This is a genomic window from Sphingosinicella xenopeptidilytica, assembly GCF_042676985.1.
In the GTDB taxonomy this organism is placed as follows: Bacteria; Pseudomonadota; Alphaproteobacteria; order Sphingomonadales; family Sphingomonadaceae; genus Sphingosinicella; species Sphingosinicella xenopeptidilytica.
Genome location: NZ_JBHTIK010000001.1, coordinates 73,068 through 98,438 on the forward strand (window position 1 = coordinate 73,068; position 25,371 = coordinate 98,438).

Consider the following 25,371-nt stretch of genomic DNA (forward strand, 5'->3'; position numbering starts at 1 on the left):
GTCAGCGCCCGTCGCGCAGCAGTGCCTGCCGCACCGCGCGCGCCACCTGCCGGCCGCTCTTCGCCATGAAGGCGGGCGAGGCATCCGCCGGCGCATTCACTGTCACGTTGATCGTCGTCGCCCCGCGCCCGGCGCCTGTCTCGATGCGGCCACTGGCGGTCGGCACGAACACCTCGGGTCCACGCTCGCCAACGAGATAGGCCTGTCCCGGCGAAACAGGCCCGCCCGTCGCCCGCCCCGGCAGCCCGAAAGCAGTCATGGCGACACTCGCCAGCGTACTGAAAAGACCGCCCGAACCACCACCGGCCGAGCCGAAGTTCATGCGCAGCGTCGAAGCCGCGATCTCGTTCATCACCGAAAGCACCGTCCGCTTCAGATCCTCGAACCCGAACTTGCCGGTGCGGATGAAGCGATTAAGCGCGCTTTCCATCGCGCTTCCCGCCCGGTCCATGCCCGCCTGCAGCGGCCCGTCGAGCTGTCGCGACATCGTATCGACATCACGCGCAAAGCCCTGCGTATCCGCGCGCACCTTCAGCACGAGCGTCTCGATCTCATCGTCCATCGTCGCGTTCCATCAATTGCCGCAGTTCGGCGGCGCCCAGCGCCTCACCTTCGGACATCGGCCCCAATGCGTTCAGCAGATCGGCAGGCGTCGCCGCCCAGAAATCGTCCGGTCGCCACCCGAGCCGCGCCCCGATCCCCGCCGCGCGCCGCGCGCACTCGGCAAACGTCATCGCCCGGCGAGAATCTGCGTCAGAAGCGCCTTGAGCGCGGGCGTCGCCGCCGCGAGTCCCCCGGCCACAAGCGCCTCGGAGAAGGCCTCCCGGTCCACGCGAGGATCAAGACAGTGCCAGAACAGCCCCGCCATCTCGGCCAGCGAAAGCCGCCCCGCCGCCGCGCGCTCGACGAGCCCGAACAGCGGGCCAAGTTCGGCCTCCGCCGCCACCAGCGCCGCAAAGCTCGGCCGCAGCCGCAGCCGCTCCCCCGCCACCGCGATCTCCGCCTCACCGCGCATGGGATTGGAGGTCACGCCGTCACCACCGGCCCGGCGCTTTCCAGCGCGAGCGTATAGGTCCGCTCCCCGCCGAAATCGCCGGCGTAGTCGAGCCGCGTCACCAGGAACGGCCCCTGCAATTTCTCGCCGCTCTCGAAGCTCAGCTCATACCCCGCCACCACGCCCCCCAGCGCCAGCGTCTTCAGCTGCGCCTCGGCCGCAGAACCGGTGAACACACCGGCGCCAGAAACGGAAACATGCCGCACGCCGCCGCCCGAAAGCAGTTCGCGCCAGCCGCCCGACCCCTTGTTCGTCACCGCGACCGCCTCGCTCGCGATCGACATCTGCGTGGTGCGCAGCCCGGCAATTGTCTGGTAGGTCGCGGGCGAGCCGCCGCTTGATAGTTTCAGCAGGAACGCGCTGCCCTTTTCGGCTGCCATCATCGTGTCTCCTTCAAAGCGTTTCGGTGCGCGCGCGGAATTCGATGGTGCCACTCACCAGCCCGCGCGCGGGGTCGGCTGCCGTGCGGCTGCGCAGCATGTCGTTGGTGACGAGCCGGTACCCTTCGAGCGCGGCGATCCCCAGCACCGCCGTTTCCACCGCGGCGAGAACCGGCTTCAGCACCGAAACCGCGTCGCCCGCCGCCCATGCGGTCACCGCATAGAGATGCTGACGCCGCCGCTCGGTCTTGGTGGAAATATCCGTGACGAAATCGGGCCCGATCGTGAGGTAAGGCGGCACCGCGCCCGCCGGCGGTCCGTCGTAAACGCCCGTCACCAACGACCCTGCAAACCCACCCAGCGCCGCATACAGCGCCTCCTGCAGGGCAAGTCCCGCATCGCTCATAAAAGGCTCCTCAGCCACGCGCCCGGCCAGCGCAGCCGCCCGTCGGTGATTGCCCGCCGCCGCAATCCACGTCCGGCCAGCCGGATTTCGTTCCCCTCCGCGCGAATGCCGACACCCGGCAGATCGCCCGCCAATCCATCCGACAATCCGGCCAAACGCCGCGCCATCCGATGCTCGGCACCCCCTGAAATTTGTGCAGCTTTGCTGCGCAGCAAATCCTGAAATTTCATGGCCTTGTCTCCGCGCGAAGCAGGATGCGATCGGGCCGCAGCGGATCCCGCGTCACGGCAATCACGGTCAGCGTCTGTCCGCGCCATTGCAGCCGGTCGCCGACCTTTGCCGATGCCTCCCCCCGCATCACGATCGTGTAGCGCCCCGGCGCCGCAAGCCGTTCGGCCCGCGCACCCATCACGGGCGGCTCGGCCTCCACGCTCGCCCACACCGGCTCTCCGAACACGGGATCGCCGGCCGCGCCCGCAGCATCGCTCGCGCCGGAAACCCCGATCGCAATGCGCTCTTTCAGCGCCCCCGCCATCTCGCCGCTCATGCGAGGCGCATCCGCCGCCACGGCCGCCACAGCGCCGCCACAGCAGCAGGCGGCCCCGCATCGCCCGCCGCGTCGCGGTTCGCATAGAGGTGCGCCGTCAGCCGCACGATGCCCTGCCGCAGCGGCTCGGGCACGCCGTTCCAGTCTTCGGCAAGCCCCGCCTCCACGGCGACACGCGCCGCCCTGCCGCCGGAGATGCGCACCCAGCCGTCGCCCGAGGCATCCGTCAGGCTGTCGAACGCCGCGGCATCCTCGCCAACGAACGCGCCTTCGAAGCTGCGCACGGGCGTTGCGGCCAGCCGGTGCCACTCGCCGTCGGCGGCAACCGTCTCGCTACGCGCCTCCGCGATCAGCACCTGCCCCGTGAACGCTTCGCACAGCGCTGCGGCGGTACGCACCAGCCCGGCGAGCAAGGCATCCTCCTCGGCGCCGTCGATCCTGAGATACGCCTTCACCTCGCCGAGCGAGACGGCCAGCGGCGCGCTCATCGCTCGTCCACCCGGATGGAAAGCGTGCGTTCCTCGATGCGCCCGCTCGCCAGCGTCACCCGGTTGGTCACGCGGTAGACGTGGCCGGGCACGCCGCCCTCCAGCGTCGCCGAGGCGCGCTCGGGTTCGCTCGTCGTCCCGTCGACGGCAATGCCGCCGGCCTCTTCGGGTGCCACGATCCATGCGCTGGCGGCGATCGTGTCGCCCGCCAGATAGCCCGCCGCCCAGTCGACCGTGTAGTCGATCCGCGCGCCGGGATCCTTCAGATAGAATCCCATCGCAAACTCCGTGTTGATCCTGGGCGTGTCATCAGTTGTGTCAGGCCGCGCCGACGCTGAGCACGCGCGTGTCGGGCCGCACGCGCAGCACCGCGCCGGAAGCGGCGGGCGGAATGAAACCCGTGCTGAGAACGGGCCGCGTGGCGCGGTGTGGAAGCGATGCGTCCGCGCCCGTCACCACGCCTGCTGCCGTCAACAGCGATGCTGCCGCGTGATGGCCGTGACGGCCGGATGCCGCGGCGATCTGCCCGGCGAGCGACAGCAATGCCGCGCCGCCGTGATGCGCAAGGACGGCACCGGCCGGAGCAAGCCGCGGCACCAGTGCCGCAGCGCCGGAATGCACGGCGTGCGCCGCCGCCGCTGGGCTCAGCGCGGCGCCGAGCCAGCCCGCATCCAGCGTCTCCACCAGCGCCGGGCCGATCGTGTCGACGCTCGCGCCGATCTCGCTTAGGAAATCCGCCCACGCATAGGACCATTCGAAGGTGACGCCGAAGCCGCCCGCCGTTCCCACGCGCGCGAAGTGTGTCGAGCTTCCGGCGCTGCTGCTGCCGTGATCGTGCAGCGATGTGCCGTAGAGTGTCTCGGTATGGCCCATGAACGCGCTTTCAGCGCTGCTGAGCCCGCCCTTGTAGGCGCCGAACTTGGCCGTGGCGGAGGTGTGGCTGTGCCACGCGAGCTGCCCGGCGCAGTTGAGAAGGCCGGCATCGTTCACGCCCCACTCGGTCACCAGCAGCGCGATGCTTGCCTCGATGGAGAGGATGGGATCGGAAACGTCGTCCCGGTCGGTCGGGTGCGAGCCCCATACGCGGTTGGGATCGTCGCCGATGTCCCCGCTTTCCACGACGCCGCGCGCCATGCCGCCCACCATCCCCGCCGTGTTGGTAAGGAGGAAGATATGCTCGAAGCGATCGCGGAGGGCATCGTGGACCGTATCCTCGATGCTCATCAGCCGCTCGGCGAAGCGCAGCATGGCCCTGAGCCCACCCCATTCCCCGGCGTGCGTCCATGTGTGGAACAGCCGCGCCTTCGCGCCCGTGGCGGCCGGGTTGGTGATGCCGAAGGCGAAGGCGAAGGTTCCGCCCACCTCGATCCCGTCCGGCGAAACCAGGTCAGGGAAATCGTAATAGGCGTAGGCGTTCGGCGCGGCCGGCGCGACACCGAGATCGGCGCAGGCCTGCGGGCGGAACATGGTTCCGCTCGCGGCCCACGTCGTCAGCCAGTCCTCCAGCTCATCATACGGAACCGGCGGAATGTTGGCGATCTGGATCACCGCTTCGGCGAAGGCCGCGCTGTTCGAAACCGTCAGCACCGATCCTGAAACCGATCGGCTCTCAAACGGCTGCCACGCCGTCATGTCCCCGATGTCGGAACCGTATCGCCAGTAAAGCCGATTGTTCGCGGGCGGCGTATTCTGACGCCAGTTCGAGAAGTCCAGCGTGAAGGTCGGCGTCCGCCCAGCCTGTTTCAGATCGACAGCGGCAAAGAACCCTTCCCACTTCACGCCCGAAACCGTGTTGTTGCTCTCGGGGTCGCCGAACAGCGCGATGGTGGGCGCGGCGGACAGCGGGTCCGTGATCACCGTCGCGGCAACGTCGATATCGCCGCCGCCCGGCGGGCGGGAAACCGTCGGCGTGAGATCGCCCGTATCGAGAAGCGGCGTGCCCGCCGTATGGGTAAGCGCCCCTGCGGCAGGCGTGATGCCGGCATCCGTAGCCGCAGCCTCGAGGATCAGCCCCACCACATGGTTCGATCCGTTGGACCAGCTGCCGCTCGCAGGCGTGAACGCATAGCCGACGTTCGTCAGCGTCTCCGCGCTGGCGGGAGCGTAATCGGCAACCGCCAGCGCGCCGCCGCCGGTTCCGGTCCCGACCGTGGCGGTCAGCCGGCTCGTGCCGTGCGAAGGGCCGGTCCATGTGCCTGCCGCCGCCGTTACCACCTGGAGATAGACGAGCCGCGCATCGGCGGGCACGGTGATGCCGAACCTCGCAACCGCGGCGCTCGATCCCGGCACATACGCCGGCGTCGAAACCGCGCCCGGTGTGCCGCCGTCATATTCGACAACGGCGATCTGGATGTCGCTGCCCGTCACGCCGTTGTGGCTCACCACGAGCGGCGCGCTGCCAGTCGCGGCGTTCTCCAGCACCCACATGTCGGCAACGTCCACCGTTGCCGCCGATCCGAGATCGCCCTTGTTCACCCGAGTGAAGCTCTGCACGCCGCGCGTGATCCCGGTGATGGCGAGCGGAGACGATGCGTGCGCGCGCTCGTGGTCGATCACCACGATCAGCGTGTGCCCGGTGCCCGAAACGGCATAGGCGTCGGTGGTGATCGGGCTGGCGTTCGCCGTGGTGTCGACATGGACGACGGCGGCGTGCACGAATTGGGGGGCGGTCATGGCCTTCTGTCCTTCAGGCCGGGTCGCCGATCTCGATGTCCCAGCCGCCGAAGCTCACGGTGCTTGCCGAAACGAGCGGCTGGGCGGGACACGTCGTCACGTAAAGCAGCCGCGATCCGGCGGCATCGAGCAGCGCCACATGCGTCGCGGTGCCCGATGCGGTGATGGCGACATCGCTCTTGGCGGCAACGCTGAGCCGCCGACCGGAGGTGACGCCCTCACCAATCGTGAAGTCCGCGCTCGTCATCGCCGCATCGGCGAGCGCGCCGCTGTTCGCTGCCGCATAGCTCGCGGGTTCGGCAGCGAGCGCCACCATGCGCGTGGCGCCCGTCTTCACGGCGCCGAGCGCCGCATCAAGCACGTCGTTATGCACGACTTTCGCCATGTCCTGTCTCCTTGTTTCGTGAAAAAGGGTGCGTCGCGGCGGCAGGGGGACCGCCGCGACGCGTTCGCAGCCGCTAGGCGGCGGCGAATTTCAAAAGCTTGATCGCTTCCGAATTGGCGACCGCGCCGCCGATCCGCTTCGTCGCGTAGAAGTGCACGAACGGCTTGTGCGAATAGGGATCACGCAAAATCCGTGTCGCCGTCCGCTCGGCGATCACGTATCCGGCCGCGAAATTGCCGAACGCGATCGAAAGGCTCCCCGCGCCAATATCCGGCATGGCTTCCGCCTCCACCACGGGGTAGCCGAGCAGCGTCGCCGGTTGCCCCTCGGCAAGACCGGGACGCCACAGGAAATTCTCGTCGCCGTCCTTCATCTTGCGCACGCGGGCGAGCGTCTTCGAATTCATCACGAACACCGCGCCCTGCCGGTAGACGGGCCGCAGCAAATGCACGAGATCGATAAGCGCATTCTCCGGCTCGCTCGCCGCGAAGTTCGCCGAGACGCCGGTGGCAAGATGCTGCAGCGTCCCAAATGCCCGCGCGCTGTCCGCCGTCGCGGCGGTCGCATAAGAGAGGAACCCCTTCGGCTGGTTCGTGCCGTTCCCGTTCACGAACGCCGCGCCTTCCACGGCGGCGAACTCGCGCGCGATCTCGTCCGAAAGCCAGCTCTCCACGTCGAACGCCGCATCGTCGAGCATCGCCTGGCTCGCCGCCGGGTTCGCATAAAGGTCGCCCATCGGCGGCGCGATCTCGTTGAAGTCGGGTGTCTCCGTCTCCGGCCGCGCCGCGATGTCCGACACCCAGCCCGAAGCGAACCCGCCGCTCGCCACCAGCTTACGGTAGTTCGAACTGCCCACCTTCACCACGTTCGCAATCGCGCGAATGGGCGAGATGTCCTTCAGCGTCGCATCGATCCGCTGATCGATCTCCACCGGCACGGCATAACCGCCATCCGCGTTCGCCAGCGACATCGCCTTCACCTCGGGCGCGGCAATCCCCTTGCGGAGATATTCGTCCGCAAACGCCTTCCGCTCCGGCGCAACCTCGCCGCCCAGCGCCGGCCGCGCCGCCTTCACCTGCATCTCGCCGAGCTGCGCGGTCAGCGCCGCCACCTCGCCCCGCAACGCATCCACCTGCGCCGCCTCGACCTCACCTTCCGCCTTCACTTCATAATCCATCGGAGACTCCTTCGTGTGTGATTGAAAAAACGCGTGCGAGCGGCTGCATGGGAAAGGTCACCAGCGAGACCTCGATCAATTCGACCGCCAGCAATTCGCGAAAGCCCCGCGCTCGATCAGCGCGCGATTTCCGCACGCGATACCCGAACGACAGCCCGGAGAGCGCCCCGGCGCGCAGCAAACTCGCCGCCTCCCGCGCCCCCGCGCTCCCGTCCGCAAGCCGCGCCGAAATCCGAAGCCCGCGACCGTCCTCCTCGGCCCGCTCGACGACCCCCACCGGCCGCCCCGCATCGTGCTGCCAGAGCAGCGGCACCGCCCCTGCCCCTGCGAACGCCCCTTTCCGCACCACGTCCCGCCCCCGGTCCGGCACGTCGAACACGGCCGCGTACCCGGCGAGGCGCAGCGCGCCTTCCGTTCCCATCATCCGCAAATTCCTTGTCGCTATTCGGCGAACACGCCCTTGAGACCGACGGTCACCACCAGCCCCATCACCAGCCCGGCCAGCATCAGCCGCACCAGCCAGCCGACGAGCGCCGTCCGCGCGCTTTTCTTCGCCTCGCGCCACGCCCCGAGCAGCGCGCGCAGTTCGCCCACGTCATGCGCCGCTTTCGCATCGGTCAGCCCCACGCGCGCCAGCGCCCGCGCGGCGCCCACCTCGCTCGCCTCTTCCACGAGCGCGCGCAGCGTCACCAGGTCCGCGCCCTTGCCCGCCGCCTGCGCGATCAGCCCGGTGAGCATCGCCGCCTCATTCACGCGTGAAATCCTCAGCGTCCAAACCGAGCAGCCGCCGCTTCTCTTCGCCCGAGAGAAAATCCGCCGCCGTCACCTGCGCCCAAAGGATCTCGCGATCATGCGACAGCGCCGGAATCGCATCCTTGTCGATGGCAACGCTCGCGTCCGCCCACCAGTGCGAAAGCCACCCCGAAAGCGCCTCCACGATCCGCGAGACGAGCGGTAGTACGGTCAGCCGCCACAACGCCCGGTTCGCTTCCGAATAGTTCGCATAGGTGTTGTCGCCGGGCAGCCCCAGCAGCATCGGCGGCACGCCGAACGCGAGCGCGATGTCGCGCGCGGCGGCCGCGTGCATCCCGGCGAAATCCATGTCGGCGGGCGTCATCGAAAGCGCCTGCCACGTGAGCCCACCTTCCAACAGCATCGGCCGCCCCGCGTTGGCGGCGCCCGCGAAGCTCGCCTCCATCTCGGCGCGCAACCGCTCGAACTGCTGCGGAGACAAAGCCCCCTCGCCCTCGAACACCAGCGCCCCCGAAGGCCGCGCCGCATTGCCGAGCAGCGCCCGGTTCCAGGCCGCCGCCGCGTTGTGCGTCGCCACCGCCCCCGCCGCCGCGGCGAGACAGCCGAGCCCATAATGATCATCGGTGGGGTTCAGCATCCGGATATGCAGCACACCCGATCCACCGCCATGCGCAGCATCCCCGCAGCCATGCGCCGGCAGCCGCACGGCCGTCTCCCCGGCGCGGTAGAGGAACGCCGCAGGCCACCCCCGCGCGTCCGGCTCCACGGAAACCCTGTCCGGCCGCAGAGCGTGCAGTTCGGCAGGCCGCCCGCCCGCACCGATCGCCGCATCCACATAGGCATTGCCGTGCAGCAAAAGATGCACCGCAAGCGTTTCCAGAAACGCCGCCCGCGTCTCGCGCGGATTGGGCTGCGCGATGAGTGCCGAAAGCGCCCCGCCAGCGCCGGATACCTTCAGCGGCGCGGCGCCCGCGCTCTCCGCCACCAGCCGGATCGCCCGGCTCGCCACGGGATTGTTCGTCAGCGCCTCGCGCACCCGCGCCGTGTAAGATGCCGGAACGTCCCCACCACCCGCATCCCAGCCCGCCGCAAAGCCCAGCACATGGCGCGGCAAAGCCGGACGACCGCCCTTGCGGCCGAACCAGTTGAACATCAGCGATCTCCAGGAAAAAGAAAAAGACTCCCTCACCCAAAGGGGAGAGGGATGGAGGAGAGAGGCAACCGAAAACCCCGTTCAGGCGTCCCGCAAAAGCGGAAACGCAGAGCCCCTCAATCCACGATAAACAGCCGCACGCCCTTCGCGCTCACCGACCGATGCGCCATCGCGCCATCACCCACATGATACGACATGCCCGGCGTCAGCATGACCCGTCGCCCGTCCGCAAGCTCGGTCTCCAGCTCGCCCTCAAGACAGAGCAGGATATGCCCCTTCTCGCACCAGTGATCGGCGAGATACCCCGGCGAATACTCCACCATCCGAACCCGGATCGCCCCGAACTGCCGCGTCCGCCAGACAGCGTGGCCGGTCTCGCCCGGATGCACGGTTTCGGGCGCGGAAGCCCAGTCCATTGTTTCGAAGGCGAGCGGGTCGATATGCATGGCAATAGTTTCCTTCGAACAAGCATGCGGGCAATCACGATGCCGTAATCATTCGAGACCATGCCATCTGGGGGAAGAGCCTCTATAGTTCAGTTTACCTCGGTAGAGTTCCAAAATGCACCCGTGCGCGAGGGTCAAATGTTCCTGACCATGTTTGTTCTGTTTGCCGGTCGCGCGATTTCAGCGGACTTTGTAAATCGCGGCTTTGTCACCGCAGATGACTACCCTACGGCGTCCGTCCGTCGTAACGAAGAGGGCGCCACCCTCTCCCTTGTCGTGGTCGATCCCCAAGGCAAGGTCGTTCGATGCGAAACCATCGTATCCAGCAGCCATCCTTTGCTCGATCAAGCCGCATGCAAGGCCATAAAACGGGCGCGCGCAAAGCCGGCAAAGGACCGGAACGGGGAGATCGTGTACGGTGCATTCAAAAGATGGAATCTGTTTTTTATGCCGGCGCCAGGCAGTCGGCCGAATAGTCCGTTTCCGGAAAGCGTCGACGTAGAATATATCGTCAACCGGCTTCCCGACGGCTCACCGCCCTATGCAATCAGCGTGGTGAATGTTGTCGTTGACGCGCAAGGCACAGCGGAAAGCTGCGATATTGCTCATAGTGGTGGCGCGCCCGCTCTTGATGCCATTGCCTGTGATCAAGGCGTTCGCGCTCTGCATCTCACACCGATCATGGTAACGCCTGTAATGCCGGTACGATCGGTTCAACAGTTCAAGATCGGCTTTGTCGTGAAGCAGGACGACGGCGAACAGTCTGAAGGACAGAGCGATACGCCCCTCACACCATCCGAACCCCCGGCCGCGCATTCTTCCCCACAAGCGCCCACACCGCCCACACCAGCGCATCCGCCCGGACCGGCGATCGCCCCGCCCTCCATCGTCACCCCGACGAAGGCCGGGGCCCATAACCACGGTCACATGGATACCGGCCTTCGCCGGTATGACGAGGGAGCGGGCTATGATTCATTTAGGGACTGTAAGTTCGCTAGAATGCAATCACGGCAAGCATGACAAGGATGCCCATAAAGGCGACAATCCAAACCGCTGCCGACACATCAGCTAGACGCGCCCAAAATCTCGACTCCGAGAGCAGCAGGCTATCTCGGTCTATGTCATAAGGATTCACGCCTGTTTGTTCACAGAGTGCAAAAGCGAAACGGTTCCACAGTTCTGGATTGCTCAGTTCCTCGGCCGGAAGAACCTTTTGAAGAGACGTGAACACATCCCCAGCGGTGAGCCAGCCTTGAGCATCCGTATAATCCAGCTTCACACCAAAGGTACGTTCAATGTCGGCGATCGCCGCGATTTCGTCCCCATCGCCACCGAGTCCAACGCTTTTGGAAGAGCTCCCCATCACCAAGAGAGGATAGCCGCAATGGTTTTCCCCGCAATATCCGGTTTCCATGCCAAATCCTAAACCACCCGAACCCCCGGCCGGGCACTCTTCCCCATAAGCTCCCACACCGCCCATACCAGCGCATCCGCCCGGTCCGGCGATCGCCCCGGCCCTTCGTAGCCACCGCCCGCGATAAGCCCGCAAAGTTCATCCTCCAATGCCGGAAACGCTCCGGCGTGGCGCACCCGCCCAGCCTCGTACTGCGCCGCAACCGGCTCGGCGCGGATCGCCTTCCCGCGTGTGGCGCGCACCGATTTCACCGGCAGCGCGTGGTCCACGGCGGCGAGCACGCGCGCGACCATGTCGCCGCCGTTGTTCACCTCCGCGACCACACGGTCCGCGGCGTGGCGCGCGGCTGCGTCCGAAACCGCACGCGCCCAACCCTCCGGCGATAACCCCTCGACGCTCGCATCCTCGATCACCACGATCGTGCCGTCCGCGCGCAGCCCCGCCGCAACGATCCCGCACACCGATCCCGCACCGTGCCCGGCGGGGGGATCGACGCCGATCACCACGCGCGCGAGGCCCGCATCGTCCACCCCTTGGCCCGCCGGGTTCACCGGCCGCACCCGGCACCGCTCGATCAGCGCGCGCGACCAGAGCGCGCCTTCCACCTCCTCAATGAGTTCACCGTCCAGCTCCTGGCGCCCCAGCCGCGTGCCGCCATAGGCCTCCGTCACTGCCTCCAGAAACGCCGGGGGCAGGTTCGCCGTATTTTCCACCGTACGTCCGCGCGTCACGATGATGGCATGTCCTGCCAGCGCTTCCTCCAGCAGGCGCCGCACCAGCGGCACAGGGCGCGGCGTCGTCGTCAGCACCGCGCGCGGTTCCTTGCCCAGCCGCAGCCCCATGCGCAGGTTCATCCACACATCGAGACCCTGCGGCCATTTCGCGATCTCGTCGCCCCAGGCGTGGCTGTGCTGCGCACCGCGCATCGCATCGGGGTCGTCCGCCGAATAAAGAAAGCCCTTCGCGCCCGTCGGCCACGAAAGCCGCCGCAGCGAAGGCTCGAAGCTTGGACGCAGGCTCTGCCTGCCCGCGCGCAGCAGGCCGGATTCGCCCTCCACCATCACGGCGCGCGCCTCGTGCAGCGTCGCGCCCACGATGGCGATGCGCGCCGCGCCCTTCATCGCCGCGCGCTGCACCCATTCTGCGCCCGTGCGCGTCTTGCCGAAGCCGCGCCCTGCCATCACCAGCCAGGTGTGCCAATCGCCATCCGGCACGACCTGCGACGTGCGCGCCTTGCTATACCAGCCGCGCAGCAGCTTCTTCCGCTCCGGCATATCCCACGGACGCAACGCTTCGCGATGTTCGTCATCCGTCAACGCCGCAAGGCGCTCGTGCAGGTTCAGCGCGCTCATTCGGCGGCGCCTTCGCGTCGCGCCTCGATCATCGCCACGCGGGCCTCCACTGCGCGATAGAGCGTCAGTTCTTCGTCCTCCTCGTCCACGGCGAGCGCGGCATAGGCCTCCGGCCGGCGGCGGCTCAGCATGAACATCAGCAGCCGGTCCGAATATTCGCGGATCGTCACCGGCGTGCCGCCCGCCCTCACGACCACCTTCTCCACGCCGTCGCGCGCACGTTCGAAGGCGACCGCTTCCAGTTCGTCCATCGCGCTCGTCAGCGCCTCTTCCCATGCCCGGGCGAAATCGGGGTCGCGGCGGCGCAGCGTATAGGCCGTGCATTTGCCCTTGCCCGCGGCTTCTGCCGCCGCGCGCACGTTTGCGGTGCGCGCCAGCACGTCCAGGAATTTGCCGCGACGTTTCGGTGTCCAGCCATCGTGCCGCTGGGACGCGCGGCGCGCCGATATCGTTTTCGTCATCGGGGTCTTTCACACGAGAAGAAGCCGCGCCGAGCCCCGATACGAAAACGGCCCCGAGGGCGGTGAAGCCCCGGAGCCGCAATTCCTCAGCGTGTCTGATGTCTAGCAAACAGCGGTTCGCTCGTCAAGCATTATTTTGCCTATTTGGTTCTTTTTGATCCTTTTGGTCGCAGCCGGGTTGCAAACGGAGGCCGGCTGGGCCACTTCGCGCGTCGATCCGCGTATGTCGTTCATCGGATCGTAATTTTATGTGGCGTAAGAGGCGCTTACCGGGGCCGGGCAAAAGAGGATAAAATGAAAACGATCATCGTCTGCGCCTGCCTCCTGTTCATCGCCGCCGTCGGCGCCATCGCGATTCCGCCGCACGCCGGCGCGATCGCCTCGACGACGCCCGCGACTGCCGCCGATCACACCCGGTAGTAATCCGCCACGCGGTCCAGCCCCAGGCACAGCACCACCTTTCCGGCGCGCGCCGGCCAGCCCATCGCCCGCTCCGCCGTTTCCAGCCCTTCACCCAGGCACACGGTTCGCGTCAGCACATCGGCAAGGCCTTGCCCGGCGTGCGTGAGCGCGGCGTCCACGCGCGCTTTCGCGCCGAGCTGCGCCGTCGTCGGATCGGGCGCGTCCGGCGCCGCGCGGCTGCCTTTTGCAACCGGCCCGGCGTCCCACGCCATCGTCACGCGCGGGCCTTGTGCGGCGATCATGAAGTCGCGGCGCAGGCGCACGCCCGCCTCGAACTGGCGGTCACTGATCTTACCGCGCGCGTGCAGCCACGCAATGGGTTCCTCCGCGCGGTTGGCGTGGCGCGCGCCTTCGGTGGCGGCGCGGCGGTGCGCCGGGCTGTCGATGCTGTTCACGATCAGGCGGTTACGGGTTTCGGGCATGGGCATCTCCCTCGCTTTCAGTTGCGAATCGCCCTTGCCATCGCGCTTCGGCTGTAGGACAGTGAAAAATAACCCAATAGGATAATTCGATGCTCACACGCATCCGCGAGGTCCGCAAGGGCAAGGGTCTCACTCTGGCGGACGTCGCCGAACGCTGCCGCCCTGCCACCACCCCCCAAACCATCGGCCGCCTCGAAACCGGCACCCGCACCGTCTCCGTCGGCTGGCTCAACCGCATCGCCGCCGCGCTCGGTGTCGAAGCCGCCGAACTCGTCACCCACCCCGAACGCCCCGACGTCCCCGTCGCCGCCCTCCTCGGCGCGGACGGCGCGAGGGCGCCAACGATGCCGCAGACCCTGCTGCCGCCGCGTCCCTCCGGAGCGATGATCGCGGTGCAGGTCGTCTCCGGCATTGGCGACTACCGCACCGGCGATTCGATCTGGTGCGAGCGCCTCTCCCCCGCCGAGTTCGAGCGCGCGCGCAACCGCGACGTGCTCGTCCCCCGCCCGGCCGGACGCTTCGTGTTCGGCCGCCTCGTCGATCTCGACGGCCAACGCCTCGCCATCCTGCCGCTCGTTCCCGGCGCGCGACAACTCGTCGTCTCGGAAACGCCGTGGCTCGCGGTCGGCGTCACATTGGTACGGCCACTTTAGGGAGTATGCGCCCTGAGGCGCCGTCGCTAACCGCGGCGGCGAAAGGAACCCTTCATGCTCGACACCGCCAGCCGCACCGCGTTCGACGAAGATCACGCCCTCTTCCGCGACAGCGTCCGCAAGTTCTTCGACCGCGAACTTTATCCCCACCTCGACCGCTGGGAGCACGAGGGCATCGTCGACCGCGATTTCTGGCGCGCCTGCGGCGAGGCAGGACTGCTCTGTCCGCAGGTTCCCGAGGAATACGGCGGCCTCGGCCTCGACTACCGCTACAACGCCGTGATCGGCGAGGAGTTATGCTACGCTGGCTCCTCTGCGGGCATCACGCTCCACTCTGACATCGTCGTCGACTACATCATCAACTACGGCTCGGAGGAGCAGAAGCGCCGCTGGCTCCCTGGAATGGTTTCGGGCGAGGTCATCACCGCGATCGCGATGACGGAACCAGGCGCAGGCTCCGATCTTCAGGGCGTGAAGACGACCGCGAAGCGCGACGGCAACCACTATGTGGTGAACGGCTCCAAGACTTACATCACCAACGGCCAGAACGCCGATCTCATCATCGTTGTCGCCAAGACGGACCCGGCACTTGGTGCCAAAGGCACCTCCCTCATCCTCGTCGAGTCCGACCGTGAGGGCTTCGCGCGCGGCCGCAACCTAGACAAGATCGGCCAGCACTCGGCCGACACGTCCGAGCTCTTCTTCAACGACGTGCGGGTGCCGATCACCAACTGCATCGGCGAGGAAAACATGGGCTTCATCTACCTGATGAAGCAACTCCCGCAGGAACGCCTGCAGATCGCACTCTCGGGTCAGGCGGTTGCGCAGCGCGCCTTCGACGAAGCCGTCAAGTTCACCAAGGAGCGCAAGGCGTTCGGCAAGACCGTATTCGATTTCCAGAACACGAAGTTCACTCTCGCCGATCTCGCGACCAAACTGCAGATCGGCTGGGCGCATCTCGACTGGGCGCTAAAGCGCCACGTCGAAGGCAAGCTCACCGCCGCCGAAGCCTCCGCCGCCAAGCTCTGGCACACCGAACTGCAATGGGATGCCTGCGACCTCTCGCTCCAGCTTCACGGCGGCGCGGGCTACATGAACGAGTATCCGATCGCCCGCCTGTGGCGCGATGCACGCGTGCAGCGCATCTATGGCGGTACGTCGGAGATTATGAAGGAAGTCGTCAGCCGCACCATCTAGGTGCTGCTAGAAACTTTCTTCTGCATAGACCTGCGATAGATCGCCCGCCCAGCGGCCGTGATAGGCGTCGAGCAATCGCTCGGCGGGCGTCTTGCCACTTTCGATGATCTCGAACAGCGGCGCGAGGAAGATCGCTTCGTTGTCGCCCGAGCTGTTGAGCCGCGCCCGGCGCGTCAGCCCCGCTTCGGCGATCGCGAGGATTTCCTTGCCGAGTTGCTGGAATGTGCGGCCGCGTGGCCCCTTGGCTTGAAGGCCCAGCCTCGGCACCTCTTCGCGGATGCGATGATGATCCGCGATCGTCCAGTGCTTCACCATATCCCATGCCGCATCGAGCGCCGCATCGTCGTAGAGCAGCCCCACCCAGAAGGCGGGCAACGCGCAGATACGGTTCCACGGGCCGCCATCCGCGCCGCGCATTTCAAGGTAGGACTTGAGACGCACTTCCGGGAAAGCGGTCGAGATATGATCGTTCCAGTCGCCGAGCGTCGCGCGCTCGCCCGGCAGCGCCGCGAGCTTGCCGTCCATGAAGGCGCGGAAATCCTGCCCCGCGAGATCGACATATTTGCCGTCCCGCACGGCGAAATACATGGGAACATCGAGAATATAGTCCGCCCAGCGTTCGAAGCCAAAACCGTCCTCGAACACGAACGGCAGCATACCCGTGCGCGCCGCATCGGTGTCGGTCCAGATATGGCTGCGATAGCTGAGGAAGCCGTTGGGCTTTCCTTCGGTGAACGGCGAGTTTGCGAACAGCGCCGTCGCGAGCGGCTGCAGCGCAAGACTGACGCGGAACTTCTTCACCATGTCCGCCTCGCTCGCATAGTCGAGGTTGGTTTGGATGGTGCAGGTGCGCAGCATCATGTCGAGGCCGAGCGATCCGACGCGTGGCATGTGGCGCAGCATGATTGCATAGCGCCCCTTGGGCATGATCGGCAGTTCGTCGCGGCGCTTGTCGGGCCACATGCCGAGGCCGAGGAAGCCGAGGCCAAGTTCCTTGCCGACCTCCTGCACCTGCCGCAGATGCCGCCCGGTCTCGGCGCAGGTCTGATGCAGATTTTCGAGCGGCGCGCCGGACAGCTCGAACTGTCCGGCGGGTTCGAGACTGACGTTGCCGTCGTCACCCGCCAGAGCGATGACATATCCATTCTCTTCGACCGGTTCCCAGCCGAAACGCGTCATCGCCATCAGGAGGTCGCGGATGCCGCCTTGCTCGTCATAGGAGGGCGCCCGGTGATCGCTGGTGCGATACACGAACTTCTCGTGCTCGGTGCCGATTCGCCAACGCTCCGCGGGTTTGCTGCCGTGCTCGAAAACACTCAGCAAATCGTCTTTTGACTCGATCGGAAGGGCATCCCCTTCACCGGCCTTGCGCGTGCTCATGGCGAGCGCTTAGCCGTCCTCGCGGCCGCGCGCCAGAGAGGAAATGAGCGAGGCTCAATCCCCCTGCCAATCCCCCGCAAGTGCCTGCCAGATCGAAACCGCTGCTGCCGCCGCCGTGTCGGCACGCAGGATGCGGGGGCCGAGTGACACGCGCACGCACTGTGGCAGTGCCCGGATGGCGGCGCGTTCAGCGTCGTCGAAACCGCCCTCGGGGCCGATGAGGATCGCTGCGGGCGCGGCAACGCCGGGCAGCACCTTCGCGACCGGTTCACCGCCCTCCTCGTCGCAGAAGATCAGCGTGCGCTCCGTAGGCCAATCGGCGAGCAACGCCGTGAGTGGGACAGGATCGCCCAGCTCCGGCAGCGCCGTGCGTTCGCACTGTTCGGCAGCCTCGATCATGTGCGCGCGTAGCCGGTCCAGCTTCAGATTGCCCACAACCGTCCGCCGCGTCACCGTCGGCACCAGCCGCGCAACGCCGAGTTCGCACGCCTTCTCCGCGAGCCAGTCGATGCGGCCCGCTTTCAGTGGCGCTGCGCAGAGCCAGAGATCGGCCACCACCTCGCGCGGCTTCAGCAGTGACTCGGCGCGCACCACCACTTCGCGCTTGCCGATAGCCGCGACCACCGCCTGCCACTCGCCGGTGCGGTCATCGAACAGCCTGACACGGTCACCTTCGCGAAGGCGCATCACGCGCGTCAGATAGTGCCCCGCCGAGGGAGGCAGCGGCAGCGTCTTCCCTGCACCCAGAGGCGTATCCACGAACAGGCGGGGGCCCGCCTTGCTTGACAATGATCGATCACCCATGCTGACCCCGCTAGCATGGAGACCCCGCCCCTGACCACGCCGGAGCCGAACGATCGCGCGACACCCGATGCGATCGCGGGTAGCTGGGTCGAAATGCTGCCCCGGTCGTGGAAACCCTATGCCCGGCTGGCACGGGCAGACCGGCCGATCGGCGCTTGGCTGCTGTTCTGGCCCTGCGCATGGGGCGTGGCGCTCGCGGGCGGGCTTCCGCAGGAAACGTATTTGGTCCTGCTGTTCCTGATCGGATCGTTCGCGATGCGCTCGGCAGGGTGCGTCTACAACGACATCGTCGACCGCGATCTCGACGCCAGTGTCAAGCGCACGCGCAGCCGCCCGCTCGCCAGCGGGACCGTGTCGCTGAAGGCTGCATGGGCGCTGCTCGTCGGCCTGTCGCTGATCGGCCTCGTCGTGCTGCTCCAGCTCGGCGGGTTCGCACAGGTCGTAGCGCTCGGCTCCTTGCTGCTGGTCGCAGGCTATCCGTTCATGAAGCGCATCACGTGGTGGCCGCAGGCATGGCTCGGGCTCACCTTCAACTGGGGAGCGCTCGTCGGCTTCGCCGCTGTTTCCGGCAGTCTGCCTCCAGCGGCGCTCGTGCTCTATACGGCCGGCCTGTTCTGGACGCTGGGCTACGACACGATCTACGCACTTCAAGATATCGAGGACGATGCGCTCGCGGGCATCAAGTCCTCGGCGCGGCGGCTTGGTGGCAGTGTGCGCACGGGCGTGGCGATCTTCTATGCGGTCACGGTCCTCCTGCTCGCCGCCGCGCTCTGGCTCGCCGCACCGGAGCGGCCGCTCGTGCTCGTGGCACTGCTTCCCGCTGCACTCCATCTGGTGTGGCAGGTCCGCGCCCTGCGCAGTGCCGACACGCTGGGCGCGCTGCGCTTGTTCCGTTCGAATACGCTGACGGGCGCACTGGTCTTCGCCGCCTGCCTTGCGGCGGGGCTTTGACGGGCGCGCGCCGAGCGCCTATGCGCGGCTACCATGCTTGATCCGAACGCCGCGCTCGACCGCCTCGACCACGCCATTGCCCGCGCGAAGGCGCTGGGCGCCGATGCCGCGGATGGGGTCTATTTCGGCGACATGTCGTCGAGCGTGCATGTGCGGCTCGGTGCGCTTGAAGACATCGGCCGTTCGGAGGCCGAGGAAATCGGCATCCGTGTCTTCATCGGCCACCAGAGCGCCAACGTCTCTTCGTCCGACCTCTCCGCCGCCGCGCTCGCCGCCGCCGCCGAGCGCGCGGTCGCGATGGCGCGCGAGGCGCCCGAGGATCGCTATGCGGGCCTCGCCCCTGCCGAGCGGCTGACGAGGGGGCCGTGGGCCGTGCTCGATATCGATGACGGCGCCGACATTGCGGTGGAAGCGCTGCGCGCCCGTGCCCTCGCGGCCGAAGATGCCGCGCGCGCCGTGGAGGGCGTCAGCAATTCGCAGGGCGCCTCGGCCAGCACCGGCCGCGCGGTCTATGCGCTTGCCACCTCCCACGGATTCGCGGGCGCCTATTCGGGCAGTTCGTACGGCGTTTCCGCCTCGATCATCGCCGGGACCGGCGACGCGATGCAGCGCGACTACGCCTATCACAGCGCGCGGCACGATGCCGATCTGGACGCGCCCGAGGCCGTCGGCCGGCTTGCGGGCGAACGCGCCGTGGCGCGCCTGTCTCCCGCGAAGCTTGCAACGGGCGCGATGCCGGTGGTGTTCGACCCGCGCGTCGCGGGCTCGCTGATCGGCCATTTCGCGGGGGCGATCAGCGGATCGGCAATCACGCGCGGCACCAGCTTCCTCAAGGATTCGCTGGGGCAGGACATCTTCCCGCGCGGGCTCTCGATCGTCGACGACCCCTTGCGCGTGCGCGGGCTCCGTTCTCGCCCGTTCGACGGCGAGGGGCTGCCCACGGCGCGCACGCGGCTCGTCGATGGAGGCCGCCTCACCGGCTGGCTGCTCGACAGCGCCTCGGCTCGGCAGCTTGGGAGCAGCCCATCCGGCCATGCCTCGCGCGGGGTTTCCGGCCCGCCGGGCGTGTCCACGTCCAACCTCTACATGGAGGCGGGCGCGCAGAGCCGCAAGGCGCTCATCGCGGATATCCGCCGCGGCGTGCTCGTCACCGAGCTCATCGGCCAGGGCGTCAACGCCGTTACCGGCGATTACAGCCGCGGCGCGGCGGGCTTCCTGATCGAGGACGGTGAGATCGCAGGCCCGGTCGCCGAGATCACCGTGGCGGGCAATCTCAAGTCCATGTTCCTGAACCTGACGCCGGCGGACGATCTTGTTTTCCGCTATGCCGTCAATGCGCCAACGCTGCGCATCGAGGGCATGACGGTCGCCGGGGCCTGACGCACACAAGTAGGCGAAGTAGAGGCCAACGACGGTTTTTCCGGTCGGGCCTGCGCCCTGATTTCAAAGAACCCGCAAGGCTTGCACGGACTTTCCTATTTCGGAAGCCCAAGCAGCGTCAGGCAATCTTCGGCACGCCGAGGCGGGGGATGGCGCGGGCGGGGCAATCGTCCATCACCACCTTCAATCCAGCAGCTTCGGCCTTCGCGGCGGCTTCATCGTTGATGACGCCGAGCTGCATCCACACCGCCTTCGCGCCGATCCCGATGGCCTCGTCCACGACCGGTCCGACCGCGTCGGAGCGGCGAAAGATCTCGACCATGTCGACGGATTGGGGAACTTCAGAAAGCGAAGCGTAGACGGTTTCGCCATGAATCGTAGAGCCTGCGAGCGTCGGGTTCACCGGGATCACACGGTAGCCGCGCCCCTGCAGATAGGCCATCACGCCGTGGCTCGGGCGATCCGGGCGATCGGACGCACCAACCATCGCGATGGTGCGGGTGGTCGTCAGCAGGTCGCGAATATCGTCAGCGGACGTCAGCGGCACGGGCGTTCTCCTTCAAGGCTGCCATGACCTGAACGGCGATGCGGCGGAAGGCGTTCCCTGCCGGGTCATCGCGAAGCGCGACAGGCGTTCCCGCATCGCTCGCCTCGCGAATACCGATTTCGAGCGGGATACCGCCGAGGAAGGCGAGTCCCATCGCCTTCGCCGCCGCCTCCGCGCCGCCGTGGCCGAAGATGTGGCTTTCGTGGCCGCAGTTCGGGCAGTGGAAGGTCGACATGTTCTCGATCATGCCGAGGATCGGCACGCCGACCTTGCCGAACATCGCGACCGCCTTCTTCGCATCGATGAGCGCGAGATCCTGCGGCGTCGAGACGATCACCGCGCCCGCGAGCGGCACCTTCTGCGCCATCGTGAGTTGGATATCGCCCGTGCCCGGCGGCAGATCGACGACGAGCACGTCGAGCGGGCCCCACTCGGTCTGCGTCAGCATCTGCATCAGCGCGCTCGACGCCATCGGTCCGCGCCAGACGACGGCGCGGTCGGGATCGGTCATCGCGCCCATCGAGACGGTCTTCAAACCGTGCACCTCGGCGGGCTGGATGAGCTTCTCGCGGAGCGTCAGCCGCTCCTGCCGTCCCATCAGCATCGGCACGGACGGGCCATAGATATCGGCGTCGAGCAACCCGACCCTGAGGCCCTGCGAAGCAAGTGAGACGGCGAGATTCGCCGCGACGGTCGACTTGCCGACGCCGCCCTTGCCTGAGCCGACGGCGATGATGTGGCGGATTTCGGGAAGCGGTGCCGGTGCGGTCGGGTGCGGCCCCTGCGGCGCATCGCCGCGTTCGGCGGTGGTGATGATCCGCGCGCCCTCGACACCCGGCACGGACCGCAACGCGGCGTCGACGCGCGCCTCCAGCGTCTTCGCGTCGTGCGGCGAAAGCCCGTCCACGGCAAGCACCAGCCCCGCCTGAGCGCTTCGGAGCACGATGCCCGAAACACGCCCGGCGCTGACGATATCCTTGCCGGATACCGGGTCTGCAAGCCGCTCAAGCGCTGCGCGCAACAGGTCTTCGCCCGCCATTTTCACTCCTTGCTGGTCAGCATGTCTCGCAAATGCGCGGAGGCGTCCGTATATAGGCTGCTCATTGGAAGCAATCGACGGGTAGCGAATGCCTTGGGAGAACAACAGTAACAATTCCGGGCCCTGGGGCAGCGGCAACGGAAACGGTCCGCGCAACCCTTGGGGTGGCGGCTCGGGTGGCGGCTCCGGCGGCGGTGGCGGCAATCGCGGCGGCGGCGGACCCGATTTCGACGAGTTCATCCGTCGCAGCCAGGAACGGCTGCGTTCCGGCCTGCCCGGCGGCCCCAAAGGCGGTTCGATGCCATGGGGCTACGTGATCCTCGGCATCGTGCTCGTCTGGATCGCATTCACATCCTTCTACCGCGTGATTCCGGAGCAGCGCGGCGTCGTGCAGCGCTTCGGCGCCTATTCGCGCACAACGGGACCGGGTATGCACTTCAAGCTGCCCGCACCGTTCGAAACCGTGACCAAGCCCGCGGTTGAAACCGTCGCCACGATCGACATCGGATCAACGGATGCATCGACCGAGAACCTGATGCTGACGGGCGATCAGAACATCATCGACATCGCCTACGCCGTGCGCTGGAAGATCAAGGACCCGGTGCAGTTCCTGTTCCAGCTCGCCGAGCCCGAAACCACGATCCGCGAAGTCGCCGAATCGGCGATGCGCGCGGAAGTGGCGCGTGTTCCGCTCGACGCCGCGATCGGCCCCCAGCGCGCCCAGATCGCCGAGCAGGTGCGGGTCCGCACGCAGGAGATGCTCGACAGTTACAAGGCGGGCATCGACATCGTCGGCGTCGACATCAAGCAGGCCGACCCGCCCGCCGCCGTCGATACGGCGTTCAAGGACGTGTCTGCCGCGCAGCAGAATGCCGAGCAGTATCTGAACGAGGCGCGCCGCTATTCGCAGCAGCTCCTCGCGCTGGCACAGGGGCAGGCCGCCGCCTTCGACGCGGTGTACGAACAATATCGGCTGGCGCCGGAAGTGACGCGCAAGCGCATGTATCTGGAGACGATGGAAGAGGTGCTCGGCAAGGTGGACAAGACGATCATCGAGGCTGACGGCGTCGTCCCCTATCTGCCACTGCCGGAAGTGCGAAAGCGCGCTGTCGCAAACGCGGCGGGAGACGCGCAATGACCCTGCTTCGCAACCCGATCGCGCTCGTCGGCCTCGCCTTCCTTGCGCTGATCCTGATTACGACGTCGCTGTTCACCGTCTCCGAATCGCAGCAGGCGATCATCGTGCGGCTCGGTAAGCCCGACAGGATCGTCAACCGGTACAACCCGAACGACCCCTTCGGCGCCACAGGCGCCGGGCTGACGCTCAAGGCGCCGTTCATCGAAAACGTCGTGTGGGTCGACAAGCGCATCCGCGATCTCGACATGCCGCAGCAGGTGGTGCTTTCCACCGATCAGCTTCGCCTTGTCGTGGATGCCTTCGCACGCTTCCGCATCGTCGATCCGCTGCGCATGTATCAGACCGTGCGATCGGAAGATCGCGTTGCCGACGAACTGTCGCGCATTCTCGGCTCGCGCCTGCGCAACGAGCTCGGCCGGCAGACCTTCGCGACGCTGCTCAGCCCCGAGCGCGGGCAGCTGATGGATACGATCCAGGAAGCGGTGAACCGCGAAGCCAGCCGCTACGGCGCCGAGATCGTCGACGTGCGCATCAAGCGTGCCGATCTTCCGCCGGGCGACCCCTTGCAGTCCGCATTCCTGCGGATGCAGACCGCGCGCCAGCAGGAAGCCGAATCGATCCGCGCACAGGGACGCAAGCAGGCGCAGATCATTCGCGCCGAAGCCGACGCCGAAGCATCGCGCGTGTATGCGCAGTCCTTCGGCAAGGATAAGGACTTCTACGCCTTCTACCGCGCGATGCAGGCGTACCGGACGACGTTCAACAACGGCAATGCCAGCGTGGTGCTGTCGCCCGACAATGAATTCCTGCGCGAGTTCCAAGGGGTCCGCAGCCGCTGATCCGTATGGGAAGCGATCTCCTTGCGGCGATCGGCCTCGCGCTCGTTCTGGAGGGCGCGGCCTATGCGCTGTTCCCCGATGCGATGCGAAGGGCGGCCGCGATGCTGTTTGCGCAGGGAGAGAGCACGGTGCGCATCGCCGGGCTCGGCGCGGTGCTCGCGGGTGTCGCGATCGTCGCTGCGGTGCGGTTGCAGGGATGAAGACATAAGGGGCAGATTGTATTGACGCCGGGCGGTGCTTACATGGCGTCAAGTTGAGGAGACGAGATACGTGCGTATCGCATTAGCCATGACCGGCGCGGCGGTTCTGTTCGCCAGCGCCGCGACACTTGCCCTTCAGGAACCGGGCCATGCCCAGCAAACAGCGCAGGAATCGCTGAGCGCGCAGCCGCAGGTGTCCGCCCCCGGCGGCGCGCCCGGCAGCTTCGCCGACCTGACCGCGCGGCTTCAACCCGCGGTGGTCAACGTTTCGACCACGCAGGAAATCGAAGTCGGCCGCCTGCGCGGCATCCCGCGCCTGGCGCCCGGCACGCCGCTCGACGAGCTGTTCCGCCGCTTCCAGGAACAGCAGCAGGACGGGCAGGAGCCCGAGACGCGCGAGGCGCAGTCGCTCGGCTCCGGCTTCATCATCTCGCCCGACGGCTATGTCGTCACCAACAACCACGTCGTCACCGGGCGCGGCGGCACCGAGCCCGTCGACAAGATCACCGTGACGCTTTCGGACCGCACCGAATATTCGGCGCGCATCGTGGGCCGCGATCCGCTTTCGGATCTCGCGCTGCTCAAGATCGAGGGCAAGGACTTGCCGTACGTGCGCTTCGGCCAGTCCGAGCGCGTGCGTGTCGGCGACTGGGTGATCGCGATCGGCAACCCCTTCGGCCTTGGCGGCACAGTGACGGCGGGCATCGTCTCGGCGCTCCACCGCAACATCCAGGCGGGGCAATACGACCGCTACATCCAGACCGATGCCTCGATCAACCAGGGCAACTCGGGCGGACCGATGTTCGACCTCTCCGGCAACGTGATCGGCGTGAACACGGCGATCTTCTCGCCCACGGGCGGTAATGTCGGCATCGGCTTCGCGATTCCCGCAGAGCAGGCCTCGCCCGTGATCGACCAGCTGCGCTCGATCGGGCGCGTGCGGCGCGGCTACCTCGGCGTCAGCATCCAGCCGGTGACGCCCGAAATCGCCTCCGCGCTCGGGCTCCAGAAGGATCGCGGCGAGATCGTCGCGAGCGTCGAGAACGACGGCCCGGCGAAGAAGGCGGGCATTCTCGCGGGCGACGTCATCACGCGCGTGAACAGCCAGGAAGTCACCGTCGACAACACGCTTTCGGCGATCGTCGCGAACAGCGGCATCGGCAGCCGCGTGCCGATCGAACTCTACCGGAACGGCAAGCGCCAGACCGTGCAGGCAACGCTCGTCGAGCGGCCCGCCGAGATCGCCGTCGCGGGCAGCGAAAACGCGCCGGCGGAAGGCGACAAGGCCGCGAACGAGGCCGCCGCGTCCGCGCGCCGCAGCCTTGGCATCACGCTTGCCGAGCTGACACCGGAAGTTCGCCGCCAGCTCGGCGTCGACACCGACGTCGAAGGCGTCGTGATCGCCAGCCTCAACCGCAACAGCGATGCGGCCAAGCGCGGCCTGCAGCGCGGGGACGTGATCCTCTCGATCAACCAGCAGCCGACGAAGACGCCCGCTGCTGCCGCTGCCGCTGTCGCCGCAGCGCGCAAGGCCGGGCGCGACACGGTGGTGCTGTTCGTGAAGCGCGGATCGCGCCCGCCGCAGTTCATCGGCATCGCCATGATGGGCAAGGACGAAGGCTGAGCCCCAGCGCTTCGGCAAGAAACGAAAACCCTGGCCTCGACATGTT

At 67.2% G+C, this 25,371-nt stretch carries 34 protein-coding genes; 10 read left to right on the top strand and 24 right to left on the bottom strand.

Going from position 1 to position 25,371, the window contains the following annotated elements; genetic code table 11:
• Nucleotide 1: 1 nt before the first annotated feature.
• From ACFQ00_RS00350 to ACFQ00_RS00425, 16 genes are all read right to left on the bottom strand, one after another.
• Nucleotides 2–562 (bottom strand): tail tape measure protein, encoded by a 561-nt coding sequence (locus ACFQ00_RS00350; protein ID WP_381484581.1) that lies wholly within the window; start codon nt 560–562, stop codon nt 2–4.
• Nucleotides 552–734: a phage tail assembly chaperone gene (locus ACFQ00_RS00355; RefSeq protein ID WP_381484584.1), complete on the bottom strand. Its 183-nt coding sequence runs from the start codon at nt 732–734 to the stop codon at nt 552–554. Before ACFQ00_RS00355 ends, ACFQ00_RS00350 begins: the two co-directional genes overlap by 11 nt.
• On the bottom strand, nt 731–1,015 hold the full coding sequence (locus ACFQ00_RS00360) for a GTA-gp10 family protein (protein WP_381485860.1): 285 nt from the start codon (nt 1,013–1,015) through the stop codon (nt 731–733). The genes ACFQ00_RS00355 and ACFQ00_RS00360 overlap by 4 nt, the downstream gene beginning before the upstream one ends.
• 11 nt (nt 1,016–1,026) lie before the next feature.
• Nucleotides 1,027–1,434, bottom strand: a complete 408-nt coding sequence (locus ACFQ00_RS00365; protein WP_381485863.1) for a phage tail tube protein — start codon at nt 1,432–1,434, stop codon at nt 1,027–1,029.
• A 13-nt stretch (nt 1,435–1,447) separates the two neighbouring features.
• On the bottom strand, nt 1,448–1,840 hold the full coding sequence (locus ACFQ00_RS00370; protein ID WP_381484587.1) for a DUF3168 domain-containing protein: 393 nt from the start codon (nt 1,838–1,840) through the stop codon (nt 1,448–1,450).
• Nucleotides 1,837–2,070, bottom strand: a complete 234-nt coding sequence (locus tag ACFQ00_RS00375) for a hypothetical protein (protein ID WP_381484590.1) — start codon at nt 2,068–2,070, stop codon at nt 1,837–1,839. The genes ACFQ00_RS00370 and ACFQ00_RS00375 overlap by 4 nt, the downstream gene beginning before the upstream one ends.
• Complete coding sequence (locus ACFQ00_RS00380; protein ID WP_381484592.1) at nt 2,067–2,387, bottom strand: head-tail adaptor protein; 321 nt, start codon at nt 2,385–2,387, stop codon at nt 2,067–2,069. Before ACFQ00_RS00380 ends, ACFQ00_RS00375 begins: the two co-directional genes overlap by 4 nt.
• Nucleotides 2,384–2,875, bottom strand: a complete 492-nt coding sequence (locus tag ACFQ00_RS00385) for a head-tail connector protein (RefSeq protein WP_381484595.1) — start codon at nt 2,873–2,875, stop codon at nt 2,384–2,386. The genes ACFQ00_RS00380 and ACFQ00_RS00385 overlap by 4 nt, the downstream gene beginning before the upstream one ends.
• Nucleotides 2,872–3,153: a phage fiber-tail adaptor protein gene (locus tag ACFQ00_RS00390; RefSeq protein WP_381484598.1), complete on the bottom strand. Its 282-nt coding sequence runs from the start codon at nt 3,151–3,153 to the stop codon at nt 2,872–2,874. The genes ACFQ00_RS00385 and ACFQ00_RS00390 overlap by 4 nt, the downstream gene beginning before the upstream one ends.
• 40 nt (nt 3,154–3,193) lie before the next feature.
• The gene (locus ACFQ00_RS00395; RefSeq protein WP_381484601.1) at nt 3,194–5,548 is read right to left on the bottom strand and encodes a hypothetical protein; all 2,355 of its coding nucleotides are present in this window, start codon (nt 5,546–5,548) and stop codon (nt 3,194–3,196) included.
• Nucleotides 5,549–5,561: 13 nt separating this feature from the next.
• Nucleotides 5,562–5,933 carry a hypothetical protein gene (locus tag ACFQ00_RS00400; RefSeq protein ID WP_381484604.1) on the bottom strand — a complete coding sequence of 124 codons (372 nt, stop codon included), beginning with the start codon at nt 5,931–5,933 and terminating at the stop codon, nt 5,562–5,564.
• A 73-nt stretch (nt 5,934–6,006) separates the two neighbouring features.
• On the bottom strand, nt 6,007–7,110 hold the full coding sequence (locus ACFQ00_RS00405) for a phage major capsid protein (RefSeq protein WP_381484605.1): 1,104 nt from the start codon (nt 7,108–7,110) through the stop codon (nt 6,007–6,009).
• Nucleotides 7,100–7,534: an HK97 family phage prohead protease gene (locus ACFQ00_RS00410; RefSeq protein ID WP_381484607.1), complete on the bottom strand. Its 435-nt coding sequence runs from the start codon at nt 7,532–7,534 to the stop codon at nt 7,100–7,102. The genes ACFQ00_RS00405 and ACFQ00_RS00410 overlap by 11 nt, the downstream gene beginning before the upstream one ends.
• A gap of 17 nt (nt 7,535–7,551) precedes the next feature.
• Complete coding sequence (locus ACFQ00_RS00415) at nt 7,552–7,863, bottom strand: DUF6127 family protein (protein WP_381484610.1); 312 nt, start codon at nt 7,861–7,863, stop codon at nt 7,552–7,554.
• Entirely contained in the window at nt 7,856–9,016 is a 1,161-nt protein-coding gene (locus ACFQ00_RS00420) for a phage portal protein (RefSeq protein WP_381484613.1), read from the bottom strand. Before ACFQ00_RS00420 ends, ACFQ00_RS00415 begins: the two co-directional genes overlap by 8 nt.
• A 116-nt stretch (nt 9,017–9,132) precedes the next feature.
• Nucleotides 9,133–9,462 (bottom strand): DHCW motif cupin fold protein, encoded by a 330-nt coding sequence (locus ACFQ00_RS00425; RefSeq protein WP_381484615.1) that lies wholly within the window; start codon nt 9,460–9,462, stop codon nt 9,133–9,135.
• Between the two features lie 138 nt (nt 9,463–9,600).
• Here ACFQ00_RS00425 and ACFQ00_RS00430 point away from each other — a divergent pair, with 138 nt between their 5' ends.
• On the top strand, nt 9,601–10,482 hold the full coding sequence (locus ACFQ00_RS00430) for a TonB family protein (RefSeq protein WP_381484618.1): 882 nt from the start codon (nt 9,601–9,603) through the stop codon (nt 10,480–10,482).
• Here the strand turns inward: ACFQ00_RS00430 and ACFQ00_RS00435 are convergent.
• From ACFQ00_RS00435 to ACFQ00_RS00445, 3 genes are read right to left on the bottom strand one after another with little or no spacing between them, the layout of a single operon-like run.
• The gene (locus ACFQ00_RS00435) at nt 10,457–10,876 is read right to left on the bottom strand and encodes a hypothetical protein (RefSeq protein WP_381484621.1); all 420 of its coding nucleotides are present in this window, start codon (nt 10,874–10,876) and stop codon (nt 10,457–10,459) included. The two genes, ACFQ00_RS00430 and ACFQ00_RS00435, sit on opposite strands and share 26 nt — an antisense overlap.
• Nucleotides 10,877–10,884: 8 nt before the next feature.
• The gene (locus ACFQ00_RS00440) at nt 10,885–12,228 is read right to left on the bottom strand and encodes a DNA-packaging protein (protein ID WP_381484625.1); all 1,344 of its coding nucleotides are present in this window, start codon (nt 12,226–12,228) and stop codon (nt 10,885–10,887) included.
• Nucleotides 12,225–12,689: a hypothetical protein gene (locus ACFQ00_RS00445; RefSeq protein ID WP_381484628.1), complete on the bottom strand. Its 465-nt coding sequence runs from the start codon at nt 12,687–12,689 to the stop codon at nt 12,225–12,227. Before ACFQ00_RS00445 ends, ACFQ00_RS00440 begins: the two co-directional genes overlap by 4 nt.
• 294 nt (nt 12,690–12,983) lie before the next feature.
• On the opposite strand from ACFQ00_RS00445, the gene ACFQ00_RS00450 reads away from it, so the two are divergent.
• Complete coding sequence (locus ACFQ00_RS00450; protein ID WP_381484631.1) at nt 12,984–13,109, top strand: hypothetical protein; 126 nt, start codon at nt 12,984–12,986, stop codon at nt 13,107–13,109.
• Here the strand turns inward: ACFQ00_RS00450 and ACFQ00_RS00455 are convergent.
• Nucleotides 13,097–13,573: a DUF6456 domain-containing protein gene (locus tag ACFQ00_RS00455; RefSeq protein ID WP_381484634.1), complete on the bottom strand. Its 477-nt coding sequence runs from the start codon at nt 13,571–13,573 to the stop codon at nt 13,097–13,099. The genes ACFQ00_RS00450 and ACFQ00_RS00455 overlap by 13 nt on opposite strands.
• Before the next feature lie 89 nt (nt 13,574–13,662).
• Between ACFQ00_RS00455 and ACFQ00_RS00460 the strand changes: the two genes are divergently transcribed.
• Complete coding sequence (locus ACFQ00_RS00460) at nt 13,663–14,226, top strand: helix-turn-helix domain-containing protein (protein WP_381484637.1); 564 nt, start codon at nt 13,663–13,665, stop codon at nt 14,224–14,226.
• A 54-nt stretch (nt 14,227–14,280) separates the two neighbouring features.
• Nucleotides 14,281–15,423 carry an acyl-CoA dehydrogenase family protein gene (locus ACFQ00_RS00465; RefSeq protein WP_381484640.1) on the top strand — a complete coding sequence of 381 codons (1,143 nt, stop codon included), beginning with the start codon at nt 14,281–14,283 and terminating at the stop codon, nt 15,421–15,423.
• 6 nt (nt 15,424–15,429) lie between these two features.
• On the opposite strand, the gene ACFQ00_RS00470 is transcribed toward ACFQ00_RS00465, so the two are convergent.
• On the bottom strand, nt 15,430–16,803 hold the full coding sequence (locus tag ACFQ00_RS00470) for a glutamate--cysteine ligase (RefSeq protein WP_381484643.1): 1,374 nt from the start codon (nt 16,801–16,803) through the stop codon (nt 15,430–15,432).
• A gap of 54 nt (nt 16,804–16,857) precedes the next feature.
• Nucleotides 16,858–17,592 carry a 16S rRNA (uracil(1498)-N(3))-methyltransferase gene (locus tag ACFQ00_RS00475; protein WP_381484646.1) on the bottom strand — a complete coding sequence of 245 codons (735 nt, stop codon included), beginning with the start codon at nt 17,590–17,592 and terminating at the stop codon, nt 16,858–16,860.
• 30 nt (nt 17,593–17,622) lie between these two features.
• Between ACFQ00_RS00475 and ubiA the strand changes: the two genes are divergently transcribed.
• Both ubiA and ACFQ00_RS00485 read left to right on the top strand, forming a co-directional pair.
• The gene (gene ubiA / locus ACFQ00_RS00480) at nt 17,623–18,558 is read left to right on the top strand and encodes a 4-hydroxybenzoate octaprenyltransferase (RefSeq protein WP_381484649.1); all 936 of its coding nucleotides are present in this window, start codon (nt 17,623–17,625) and stop codon (nt 18,556–18,558) included.
• Between the two features lie 33 nt (nt 18,559–18,591).
• Nucleotides 18,592–19,938, top strand: a complete 1,347-nt coding sequence (locus ACFQ00_RS00485) for a TldD/PmbA family protein (RefSeq protein ID WP_381484651.1) — start codon at nt 18,592–18,594, stop codon at nt 19,936–19,938.
• 118 nt (nt 19,939–20,056) lie between these two features.
• Here ACFQ00_RS00485 and ACFQ00_RS00490 read toward each other — a convergent pair whose 3' ends face one another.
• Together ACFQ00_RS00490 and ACFQ00_RS00495 are read right to left on the bottom strand one after the other, a co-directional pair.
• The gene (locus ACFQ00_RS00490; protein ID WP_381484652.1) at nt 20,057–20,485 is read right to left on the bottom strand and encodes a CoA-binding protein; all 429 of its coding nucleotides are present in this window, start codon (nt 20,483–20,485) and stop codon (nt 20,057–20,059) included.
• Complete coding sequence (locus ACFQ00_RS00495; RefSeq protein WP_381484654.1) at nt 20,466–21,524, bottom strand: Mrp/NBP35 family ATP-binding protein; 1,059 nt, start codon at nt 21,522–21,524, stop codon at nt 20,466–20,468. Before ACFQ00_RS00495 ends, ACFQ00_RS00490 begins: the two co-directional genes overlap by 20 nt.
• 88 nt (nt 21,525–21,612) lie before the next feature.
• Here ACFQ00_RS00495 and hflK point away from each other — a divergent pair, with 88 nt between their 5' ends.
• From hflK to ACFQ00_RS00515, 4 genes are all read left to right on the top strand, one after another.
• The gene (gene hflK, locus ACFQ00_RS00500; protein WP_381484657.1) at nt 21,613–22,662 is read left to right on the top strand and encodes an FtsH protease activity modulator HflK; all 1,050 of its coding nucleotides are present in this window, start codon (nt 21,613–21,615) and stop codon (nt 22,660–22,662) included.
• A complete protein-coding gene (hflC, locus tag ACFQ00_RS00505) occupies nt 22,659–23,501 on the top strand; it encodes a protease modulator HflC (protein ID WP_381484660.1) in 843 nt (280 codons plus the stop codon). The genes hflK and hflC overlap by 4 nt, the downstream gene beginning before the upstream one ends.
• A 5-nt stretch (nt 23,502–23,506) precedes the next feature.
• Entirely contained in the window at nt 23,507–23,701 is a 195-nt protein-coding gene (locus ACFQ00_RS00510) for a DUF2065 domain-containing protein (RefSeq protein ID WP_374595857.1), read from the top strand.
• 70 nt (nt 23,702–23,771) lie between these two features.
• The gene (locus ACFQ00_RS00515; RefSeq protein WP_381484665.1) at nt 23,772–25,325 is read left to right on the top strand and encodes a Do family serine endopeptidase; all 1,554 of its coding nucleotides are present in this window, start codon (nt 23,772–23,774) and stop codon (nt 25,323–25,325) included.
• Nucleotides 25,326–25,371 lie beyond the last annotated feature (46 nt).

Coding starts and splice junctions, on each gene's coding strand:
- ACFQ00_RS00410 (WP_381484607.1), bottom strand. CDS start 7,534: ATGATGGGAACGGAAGGCGCGCTGCGCCTCGCCGGGTACGCGGCCGTG.
- ACFQ00_RS00425 (WP_381484615.1), bottom strand. CDS start 9,462: ATGCATATCGACCCGCTCGCCTTCGAAACAATGGACTGGGCTTCCGCG.
- ACFQ00_RS00375 (WP_381484590.1), bottom strand. CDS start 2,070: ATGAAATTTCAGGATTTGCTGCGCAGCAAAGCTGCACAAATTTCAGGG.
- ACFQ00_RS00355 (WP_381484584.1), bottom strand. CDS start 734: ATGACGTTTGCCGAGTGCGCGCGGCGCGCGGCGGGGATCGGGGCGCGG.
- ACFQ00_RS00370 (WP_381484587.1), bottom strand. CDS start 1,840: ATGAGCGATGCGGGACTTGCCCTGCAGGAGGCGCTGTATGCGGCGCTG.
- ACFQ00_RS00405 (WP_381484605.1), bottom strand. CDS start 7,110: ATGGATTATGAAGTGAAGGCGGAAGGTGAGGTCGAGGCGGCGCAGGTG.
- ubiA (WP_381484649.1), top strand. CDS start 17,623: ATGGAGACCCCGCCCCTGACCACGCCGGAGCCGAACGATCGCGCGACA.
- ACFQ00_RS00350 (WP_381484581.1), bottom strand. CDS start 562: ATGGACGATGAGATCGAGACGCTCGTGCTGAAGGTGCGCGCGGATACG.
- ACFQ00_RS00495 (WP_381484654.1), bottom strand. CDS start 21,524: ATGGCGGGCGAAGACCTGTTGCGCGCAGCGCTTGAGCGGCTTGCAGAC.
- ACFQ00_RS00440 (WP_381484625.1), bottom strand. CDS start 12,228: ATGAGCGCGCTGAACCTGCACGAGCGCCTTGCGGCGTTGACGGATGAC.
- ACFQ00_RS00445 (WP_381484628.1), bottom strand. CDS start 12,689: ATGACGAAAACGATATCGGCGCGCCGCGCGTCCCAGCGGCACGATGGC.
- ACFQ00_RS00485 (WP_381484651.1), top strand. CDS start 18,592: ATGCTTGATCCGAACGCCGCGCTCGACCGCCTCGACCACGCCATTGCC.
- ACFQ00_RS00450 (WP_381484631.1), top strand. CDS start 12,984: ATGAAAACGATCATCGTCTGCGCCTGCCTCCTGTTCATCGCCGCCGTC.
- ACFQ00_RS00455 (WP_381484634.1), bottom strand. CDS start 13,573: ATGCCCGAAACCCGTAACCGCCTGATCGTGAACAGCATCGACAGCCCG.
- ACFQ00_RS00435 (WP_381484621.1), bottom strand. CDS start 10,876: ATGGAAACCGGATATTGCGGGGAAAACCATTGCGGCTATCCTCTCTTG.
- ACFQ00_RS00430 (WP_381484618.1), top strand. CDS start 9,601: ATGTTCCTGACCATGTTTGTTCTGTTTGCCGGTCGCGCGATTTCAGCG.
- ACFQ00_RS00365 (WP_381485863.1), bottom strand. CDS start 1,434: ATGGCAGCCGAAAAGGGCAGCGCGTTCCTGCTGAAACTATCAAGCGGC.
- ACFQ00_RS00470 (WP_381484643.1), bottom strand. CDS start 16,803: ATGAGCACGCGCAAGGCCGGTGAAGGGGATGCCCTTCCGATCGAGTCA.
- ACFQ00_RS00390 (WP_381484598.1), bottom strand. CDS start 3,153: ATGGGATTCTATCTGAAGGATCCCGGCGCGCGGATCGACTACACGGTC.
- ACFQ00_RS00400 (WP_381484604.1), bottom strand. CDS start 5,933: ATGGCGAAAGTCGTGCATAACGACGTGCTTGATGCGGCGCTCGGCGCC.
- ACFQ00_RS00395 (WP_381484601.1), bottom strand. CDS start 5,548: ATGACCGCCCCCCAATTCGTGCACGCCGCCGTCGTCCATGTCGACACC.
- ACFQ00_RS00465 (WP_381484640.1), top strand. CDS start 14,281: ATGCTCGACACCGCCAGCCGCACCGCGTTCGACGAAGATCACGCCCTC.
- hflK (WP_381484657.1), top strand. CDS start 21,613: ATGCCTTGGGAGAACAACAGTAACAATTCCGGGCCCTGGGGCAGCGGC.
- ACFQ00_RS00420 (WP_381484613.1), bottom strand. CDS start 9,016: ATGTTCAACTGGTTCGGCCGCAAGGGCGGTCGTCCGGCTTTGCCGCGC.
- ACFQ00_RS00460 (WP_381484637.1), top strand. CDS start 13,663: ATGCTCACACGCATCCGCGAGGTCCGCAAGGGCAAGGGTCTCACTCTG.
- ACFQ00_RS00385 (WP_381484595.1), bottom strand. CDS start 2,875: ATGAGCGCGCCGCTGGCCGTCTCGCTCGGCGAGGTGAAGGCGTATCTC.
- ACFQ00_RS00510 (WP_374595857.1), top strand. CDS start 23,507: ATGGGAAGCGATCTCCTTGCGGCGATCGGCCTCGCGCTCGTTCTGGAG.
- hflC (WP_381484660.1), top strand. CDS start 22,659: ATGACCCTGCTTCGCAACCCGATCGCGCTCGTCGGCCTCGCCTTCCTT.
- ACFQ00_RS00360 (WP_381485860.1), bottom strand. CDS start 1,015: ATGCGCGGTGAGGCGGAGATCGCGGTGGCGGGGGAGCGGCTGCGGCTG.
- ACFQ00_RS00380 (WP_381484592.1), bottom strand. CDS start 2,387: ATGAGCGGCGAGATGGCGGGGGCGCTGAAAGAGCGCATTGCGATCGGG.